This is a genomic window from Erwinia sp. MYb416 (genome assembly GCF_037479575.1).
In the GTDB taxonomy this organism is placed as follows: Bacteria; Pseudomonadota; Gammaproteobacteria; order Enterobacterales; family Enterobacteriaceae; genus Erwinia; species Erwinia rhapontici.
The window spans coordinates 624-1,067 of record NZ_JBBGYT010000001.1; the positions used below are offsets into that span (position 1 = coordinate 624).

Consider the following 444-nt stretch of genomic DNA (forward strand, 5'->3'; position numbering starts at 1 on the left):
CAACCGAGCTGGAAGATGAGCTGCTGGCGGTGTATTACGCCAGCCAGACCCCGGAATATCGCATTGAGCACGCGGATATCGGTAAGCGCACATTGAAGAATGTCTGCCTGAGCTATCTGGCCTTTGCGGATGTGGCGCAGGCCGATAAGCTGGTCAGCGCACAGTATCACCATGCTAACAACATGACGGATACCGTGGCGGCCCTGTCGGCTGCCATGGCCGCGCAGCTTCCTTGCCGTACGGCGCTGTTCGCTGATTTCGATGAGCGCTGGCATCAGGATGGTCTGGTGATGGATAAGTGGTTTGCCCTGCAGGCGACCAGCCCGGCTGACGATGTGCTGACGCAGGTGCGCGCACTACTGCATCACCGTTCCTTTACGCTGAGCAATCCGAACCGTATTCGCTCACTGATTGGCGCCTTTGTCTCGGCAAACCCATCGGCGT

1 protein-coding gene is annotated in these 444 nt (G+C 58.6%); it reads left to right on the forward strand.

Annotated elements, in window-relative coordinates; translation table 11 throughout:
* Window positions 1-444, forward strand: a 444-nt coding sequence (locus WH277_RS00010; RefSeq protein WP_339503610.1) for an aminopeptidase N C-terminal domain-containing protein, incomplete at both ends; no start/stop codon positions are given.